The sequence below is a fragment of the Streptomyces sp. NPDC006265 genome (genome assembly GCF_040613555.1).
Taxonomy (GTDB): domain Bacteria; phylum Actinomycetota; class Actinomycetes; order Streptomycetales; family Streptomycetaceae; genus Streptomyces.
In genome coordinates, this window is sequence record NZ_JBEXSH010000452.1 from 1 (window position 1) to 7,277 (window position 7,277).

At 69.6% G+C, this 7,277-nt stretch carries 4 protein-coding genes; 2 read left to right on the plus strand and 2 right to left on the minus strand.

Annotated elements, in window-relative coordinates; translation table 11 throughout:
- On the plus strand, positions 1-1,739 hold a 1,739-nt coding region (locus ABZ281_RS30070; protein ID WP_356660528.1), incomplete at its 5' end, for an AMP-dependent synthetase/ligase.
- A gap of 88 nt (positions 1,740-1,827) precedes the next feature.
- Here the strand turns inward: ABZ281_RS30070 and ABZ281_RS30075 are convergent.
- Positions 1,828-2,298, minus strand: coding sequence for a response regulator (locus tag ABZ281_RS30075; protein WP_356660530.1), 471 nt, complete (start codon positions 2,296-2,298; stop codon positions 1,828-1,830).
- Positions 2,295-6,440 carry a HAMP domain-containing protein gene (locus ABZ281_RS30080; protein ID WP_356660532.1) on the minus strand — a complete coding sequence of 1,382 codons (4,146 nt, stop codon included), beginning with the start codon at positions 6,438-6,440 and terminating at the stop codon, positions 2,295-2,297. The genes ABZ281_RS30075 and ABZ281_RS30080 overlap by 4 nt, the downstream gene beginning before the upstream one ends.
- 177 nt (positions 6,441-6,617) lie before the next feature.
- Here ABZ281_RS30080 and ABZ281_RS30085 point away from each other — a divergent pair.
- The coding region (locus ABZ281_RS30085) for an ATP-binding protein (RefSeq protein ID WP_356660534.1) at positions 6,618-7,277 on the plus strand (660 nt) is incomplete at its 3' end.

A 7,277-nucleotide genomic window follows, 5' to 3' on the forward strand; every position in this document is an offset into this window, starting at 1 on the left:
AGTGGAAGTCGCTGAGCTGGACGCAGGCCGCCGAGCGGGTCTACGCCATCGCGGCGGGCCTCATCGAGCTGGGCGTGCAGCCCGAGCAGCGCGTCGCCCTCGCCGCCGGCACCAGGATCGAGTGGATCCTCGCCGACCTCGGCATCATGTGCGCCGGCGCGGCCACGACCACGGTGTATCCGCAGACCAACGCCGACGAGTCCGCGTACATCCTGTCGGACTCCGAGAGCCGGGTGCTGATCGCGGAGAACGCCGAGCAGCTGGCCAAGGCCAAGGAGAAGCGCGCCGAGCTGCCCGAGCTGACGCATGTCGTGGTGATCGACGCGGCCGGTGTCGAGACCGCCGACTGGATCCTCACCCTGGACGAGCTGGAGAAGCGCGGCGCGGCCCGGCTGGAGAAGGACCCAGACCTGATCAAGGAGCGGGTCGGCGCGATCACCAAGGACCAGCTGGCCACCCTCATCTACACCTCCGGCACCACGGGCCGCCCGAAGGGCGTGCGCCTGCCGCACGACAACTGGTCGTACATGGCGAAGGCGATCGCCGCGACCGGGCTGGTCAGCACCGAGGACGTGCAGTACCTCTGGCTGCCGCTCGCGCACGTCTTCGGCAAGGTGCTGACCTCCGGGCAGATCGAGGTCGGGCACGTCACCGCCGTGGACGGCCGGGTCGACAAGATCATCGAGAATCTGCCGGTGGTGCAGCCGACATACATGGCGGCCGTGCCGCGCATCTTCGAGAAGGTCTACAACGGGGTGGCCGCGAAGGCCCGCGCCGGCGGCGGCGCCAAGTACAAGATCTTCCAGTGGGCGGCCGAGGTGGCCCGCGAGTACGCCAAGGTCTCCCAGGACAACTTCCGGCGGACCGGGACCGCGTCTGTGCCGTTCGGTCTGGGCGCGAAGCACAAGGCCGCCGACGCGCTGGTGTTCGCCAAGATCCGCGAGGCCTTCGGCGGCAACCTGAGGGCGTGCGTCTCGGGGTCCGCCGCGCTGTCGCCGGAGATCGGCTACTTCTTCGCGGGCGCCGGCATCCACATCCTGGAGGGGTACGGCCTGACCGAGTCCTCGGCCGCGTCCTTCGTGAACCCGGGCGAGGCCTACCGCACCGGCACGGTCGGCAAGCCGCTGCCCGGCACGGAGGTGCGGATCGCCGACGACGGGGAGATCCTGCTGCGCGGCCCGGGCATCATGGAGGGCTACCACAAGCTGCCCGAGAAGACCGCCGAGGTGCTGGAGCCGGACGGCTGGTTCCACACCGGGGACATCGGGGAGCTGTCGCCCGACGGATACCTGCGGATCACCGACCGCAAGAAGGACCTCATCAAGACCTCGGGCGGCAAGTACATCGCCCCGGCGGAGGTCGAGGGGCAGTTCAAGGCGGTGTGCCCGTACGTCTCCAACATCCTGGTGCACGGGGCCGACCGGAACTTCTGCACGGCGCTCATCGCGCTGGACGAGCCCGCGATCACCGAGTGGGCCAAGGAGAACGGGCTCGAGGGGAAGTCGTATGCGGAGATCGTCGCCGCGCCGGTGACCGTCGACATGGTCGACGGGTACGTGAAGCAGCTCAACGAGGGGCTTCAGCGCTGGCAGACCATCAAGAAGTTCCGGCTGCTGCCGCGGGATCTCGATGTGGAGCACGGGGAGATCACGCCGAGCCTGAAGCTGAAGCGGCCCGTCGTGGAGCGGGAGTACAAGCACCTGATCGAGGAGATGTACGACGGCTCTCGCGAGCGGTAGCGCGCGGCGGGGACTGCGTGGCGGGTGCGGGTCCGTCGTGGCCTGTCGCGCCCACGCGGCAAAGCCGCACATGGATGGCCCCGCGCCCCTACGTACCCTGTCCAACCCGGCGTTTGAGGTCCTGGATCTCCGCGCGCAGGCGTTCCACCTCTCTGCCTTTGCGGTAGAGGTCCAGGAAGACGCTGACCTTCGCCCGCAGGACCCATGGGTCGAAGGGCTTGGTCACGTAGTCGGCCGCGCCGGTCGCGTAGCCGCGGAAGGCGTAGCCCGAGTCGTCGTCCGCCCCGGTGAGGAAGATGATCGGGACGTCCCGGGTCTGGTCGAGGCGTTTGATGTGGGCGGCCGTCTCGAAGCCGTCCATGCCGGGCATGCGGATGTCCAGCAGGACCAGGGCGATCGGCCGGCGCAGGACGGCCTTCATGGCCTCCTCGCCGGAACGGGCCCGGACGAGCGGCTCGTTGAGGGAGGCCAGGACGGCCTCCAGGGCGGTCAGATTGTCGTCCATGTCGTCGACGAGGAGGATTCCGGCGCGTTCGGGGTGAGTGGCCGTGCTGCTCATGTCTCTTCTCCCGTGCCCTCGGGGTCCAGCAGTTCGCACACGACCGTCAGCAGGCCGTCGATGTCCACCGGTTTGGGCACGTAGTCGTTGGCGCCGCGGGCGATGGACTTCTCCCGGTCACCGGGCATCGCCTTCGCGGTCAGCGCCACGATCGGCAGGCCCGTCCAGCGGGGTGTGCGGCGGATCGCGGAGATGGTCTCGTAGCCGTCCATCTCCGGCATCATGATGTCCATCAGGACCAGTTCGACGTCCGGGCTGCGCTCCAGCGACTCGATGCCCTCGCGGCCGTTCTCCGCGTAGAGCACGGTCATGCCGACCCGGCCCAGGACATGGGTGAGGGCGAAGACGTTGCGGATGTCGTCGTCCACGATCAGCACCCGCCGCCCGGCCAGGATCCGGCCCGGCCTGCCGGACGTCCACGCCTCCAGCTTCGTGGGGGACGGCCAGGCGTCGTCCGTGTCGTGCGCGACCGGGAAGGGCCCGTTGGCCGGCCGGAGCGGCAGGGGCAGGTCGGCGCGGTCCTCCGGGAGGGGCGCCGGAGCCGTGTGCCCGGGGCTGACGACCGGCACGTACAGGGTGAACGTGGAGCCCTTGCCGGGTTCGCTCTCGGCGACGATCCGGCCGCCGAGCAGCCCCGCGATCTCCCGGCTGATGGACAGGCCGAGCCCGGTCCCGCCGTACTTGCGGTTGGTGGTGCCGTCGGCCTGCTGGAACGCCTCGAAGATCACCGGGAGTTTCTCCGGCGCGATCCCGATGCCGGTGTCGGACACGGCGAACGCGATGACGTCGTCGGTGTCCCGGACTCTCCCACTCTCGGCTTCTCCCCCACTCTCGACTTCGCTCGAGCGGGGGGACCCCCATCGGTGCTCGGCGTCCTGCACCCGGTCCACCCGCAGCTCGACCTTGCCGTTCGCGGTGAACTTGATCGCGTTGGAGAGCAGATTGCGCAGGATCTGCTGAAGGCGCTGCTCGTCCGAGTACATCTCGCGCGGTACGTCCTCGCCCACCGCCAGCTCGAAGGCGAGCCCCCGGTCGATGGTGAGCGGGCGGAAGGTGGCGTGGACGTAGTCGAGCAGCTTGATGAGCGGGAGCCGCTTGGGGCGTACGTCCATCCGGCCGGCCTCGATCTTCGACAGGTCCAGGATGTCGTTGATCAGTTGCAGGAGGTCCGAGCCCGAGCGGTGGATGGTCGTCGCGAACTGCACCTCCTGGTCGGAGAGATGGCCGTCGGGGTTGTCGGAGAGCAGCCGGGCCAGGATCAGCAACGAGTTCAGCGGTGTACGCAGCTCGTGCGACATGTTGGCCAGGAACTCGGACTTGTACTGGGAGGACGTGGCCAGCAGGGCGGCCTTCTCCTCCAGTTCGGCGTTGGAGCGCTGGAGTTCGCCCTGCTGCTTCTGGAGTTCGTCCGAGCGTTCCTGGAGCTGCATGGCCAGGCGCTGGGACTCGCCGAGCAGGGACTCCGTGCGGGAGTTGGCGATGATCGTGTTGATGGCGACGCCGATGGTGTTGACGAACTGGTCGAAGAACGCCAGATGCACATCGGAGAAACGGGAGAACGAGGCGAGTTCGATGACGCCGAGGAGCTTGTCCTCGAAGAGGATCGGGATGATGACGATGGTGGTCGGGGCCGCCTCGCCGAGGCCGCTGTTGATCTTGATGTAGTCGGACGGGGCGCCCTCCACCAGGATCCGCTTCTTCTCCCGGGCCGCCTGCGCGACCAGACCGTGCACCGGCAGGCCGCCGGTCTCGACGGTGGCGTCCTGGGCGGCGCCGTACCCGGCGATGAAGGCCAGGCCCTTGATCGGCACGGTGGTCCGCGGGCCCGCGCTGTCCTCGTCGGGGGCGGCCAGGTAGAACGCGCCGTACTGGGCGTTCACCAGTGGGGTCAGCTCGCGGAGTATCAGGTCGGCGACCTCCATGAGGTCCCGGTGGCCCTGCATCAGGGCGGCGAGCCGGGCCAGGTTGGACTCCAGCCAGTCCTTCGCGCGGGTCGTCTCGCGCAGGTTGGCCACCATCAGGTTGATGTTGTCCTTCAGCTCGGCGACCTCGCCCTGCGTCTCCACGGTGATCGAGCGGGACATGTCGCCCTGGGCCACGGCGGAGGCGACCTCGGCGATGGCGCGGACCTGGGTGGTGAGGTTGGACGCGAGTTCGTTGACGTTGGTCGTCAGGCGCTTCCAGGTGCCGTACACGCCCTCGACCCGGGCCTGGCCGCCGAGCTGTCCCTCGGAGCCGACCTCGCGGGCGACGCGCGTGACCTCGGAGGAGAACGAGGAGAGCGTGTCGACCATGGTGTTGATGGTCGTCTTCAGCTCCAGGATCTCGCCGCGCGCGTCCACGTCGATCTTCCGCGACAGGTCGCCCTGCGCCACGGCCGTCGCGACCTGGGCGATGTTGCGGACCTGGGAGGTGAGGTTGTCGGCCATGTAGTTGACGTTGTCCGTCAGATCCCGCCAGACGCCGCAGACGCCCAGCACCTGGGCCCGCCCGCCGAGCCGGCCGTCCGTGCCGACCTCGCGGGCCACGCGGGTCACCTCGTCGGCGAAGGCGCGCAGCTGCTCCACCATCGTGTTGACGGTGTCCTTCAGTTCCAGGATCTCGCCGCGCGCGTCGACCGTGATCTTCTTCGACAGGTCGCCGTTCGCCACGGCGGTGGTGACCTGGGCGATGTTGCGGACCTGCGACGTCAGGTTCAGCGCCATGGAGTTGACGTTGTCGGTGAGGTCCTTCCAGACCCCGGAGACGCCCCTGACCTGGGCCTGTCCGCCGAGGTTGCCTTCCGTGCCGACCTCGCGGGCGACGCGGGTGACTTCGTCGGCGAAGGCGGAGAGCTGGTCGACCATCGTGTTGATCGTGGACTTCAGCTCCAGGATCTCGCCCTTGGCCTCCACGGTGATCTTCTTGCCGAGGTCGCCCTGGGCGACGGCGGTGGAGACCAGGGCGATGTTGCGCACCTGGGAAGTGAGGTTGTCGGCCATGAAGTTGACGTTGTCGGTGAGGTCCTTCCAGACCCCCGACACGCCCCTGACCTGCGCCCGGCCGCCGAGGTTGCCCTCGGTGCCGACCTCGCGGGCGACGCGGGTGACTTCGTCGGCGAAGGCGGAGAGCTGGTCGACCATCGTGTTGATCGTGGACTTCAGCTCCAGGATCTCGCCCTGCGCGGCGACCGTGATCTTCTGGGACAGGTCGCCGTTGGCCACGGCCGTCGTGACCTGAGCGATGTTGCGGACCTGAGAGGTCAGGTTCGACGCCATGAAGTTGACGTTGTCGGTGAGATCCTTCCAGACCCCGGACACGCCCCGCACCTGGGCCCGGCCGCCCAACCGGCCCTCGGTGCCGACCTCGCGGGCGACGCGGGTCACCTCGTCGGCGAAGGCGGACAGCTGGTCGACCATCGTGTTGACGGTCAGCTTCAGTTCCAGCAGCTCGCCGGTCGCCTCCACCGTCACCGTGCGGGTCAGGTCGCCCCGGGCCACCGCCGTCGTCACCGCGGCGATGTCCCGCACCTGGGCCGTCAGCCGGGACGCCATCGTGTTGACGGCCTCCGTCACGTCCCGCCAACTGCCCGACAGGCCCTGCACCTTGGCCCGGCCGCCGAGCCGCCCCTCGGTGCCGACCTCACGGGCGACCCGCGTCACCTCGCCGGTGAACAGGGAGAGCTGGTCCACCATCCTGTTCACGGCCCGGCCGAGATGCCGCAGGTCGCCGCGCAACTGCCGCGTCCCGTCGTGCAGATCGACCCGCTGGGTCAGATCGCCGCCGGCCACCGCGTCCAGCACGCGCGTGGCGTTCGCCGCCGGGGCGACCAGGGCGTCGAGCAGCTGGTTCACATCGTTGACCCGGGACGTCCACAGGCCCTGGCCCGGGCTGGCCGAGAGCCGCTCGTCGAGCCGGCCGTGCCGCACCAGTTCCCGTCTGACGCGTCGCGTCTCGGAGGTGAAATGGACGCTGCGGTCCATGATCTGGTTGAAGACCGCGGTGAGTTCGGCCACCATCCCATGGCCGGATTCCGGCACCTTGGCGAAATCGCCGTCACGTGCCGCTGTCATGGCTGCGAGCAGGGGACGCAGATCGGATGCACGAATCTGACCGTCTTCGTACCGGTCTTCGACCACAGGAGTAGCACTGTTCTCACTCATGGCGGCCCACTTCGGTAACTCGGCGCTTATGGGCGGGGTCAGTCTGTCACTCTGTCGGTATCGACTGTGGCGTATTCGTACGAACTGCCCGGGGAGCTGTCCATGGGGGCCATTCCGACGCAACGGGAGACCGCTTCCCGTGCCTCAGAGGCGCCTGCACACGCTTGGGAGACGCCCGTGCCCGTCCAGGAGGGGCCCGTTTCCGAGGAGCCCGCACCGTCGGCGGAGGCGAGCACACCGTCGGCGGAGGCGATCGCACCGTCCGCGGAGGCGAGCACACCGTCCGCCGGGGCGCCTGCACCGGAGCACGCGCGGGCGCACGCGACCCTGCCCGGCAGTTCCCTGGCGCCGGGCGTCGCACGCGCCCTGGTGCGCGCGGCCCTCACCGAGTGGACCGGGCTCGGCCTGCCCGGCGCCGAGTACCTCACCGGCCGCCTCGCCGACGACGCCACGCTCGTCGTCAGCGAACTCGTCACCAACGCCGTTGTGCACGCCGGCACCGACGTCGAGATGGAGTGCCGCCTGGAGGGCGACACCCCGGACACGGCCGCGCTCGTCGTCGAGGTCTCCGACCACCACCCCTCCCGCGCCCCGCGCGGCAGCGAGCCGGAGACGCCGCACGACACCCCCGAGTACGGGCGCGGTCTGCGGCTCGTCGGCGCGCTCTCCGAGGCGTGGGGGATCACCTACCGCACGGGCCGCAAGACCGTCTGGGCGCGGCTGCCCGCCGGAGGCTGCGCGGCGGGCGAGCAGATCGAGGCGTACGCCGGGGAGCACGCGCTGGCGCGCGGCCTCCGGGCGGCGGAGGTCCTGGCGTCCGGGCCGCGCCGGGGTGAC

Excerpts from the sequence above, each read along its gene's own strand:
- ABZ281_RS30075 (WP_356660530.1), bottom strand. The coding sequence starts at position 2,298 with ATGAGCAGCACGGCCACTCACCCCGAACGCGCCGGAATCCTCCTCGTC.
- ABZ281_RS30080 (WP_356660532.1), bottom strand. The coding sequence starts at position 6,440 with ATGAGTGAGAACAGTGCTACTCCTGTGGTCGAAGACCGGTACGAAGAC.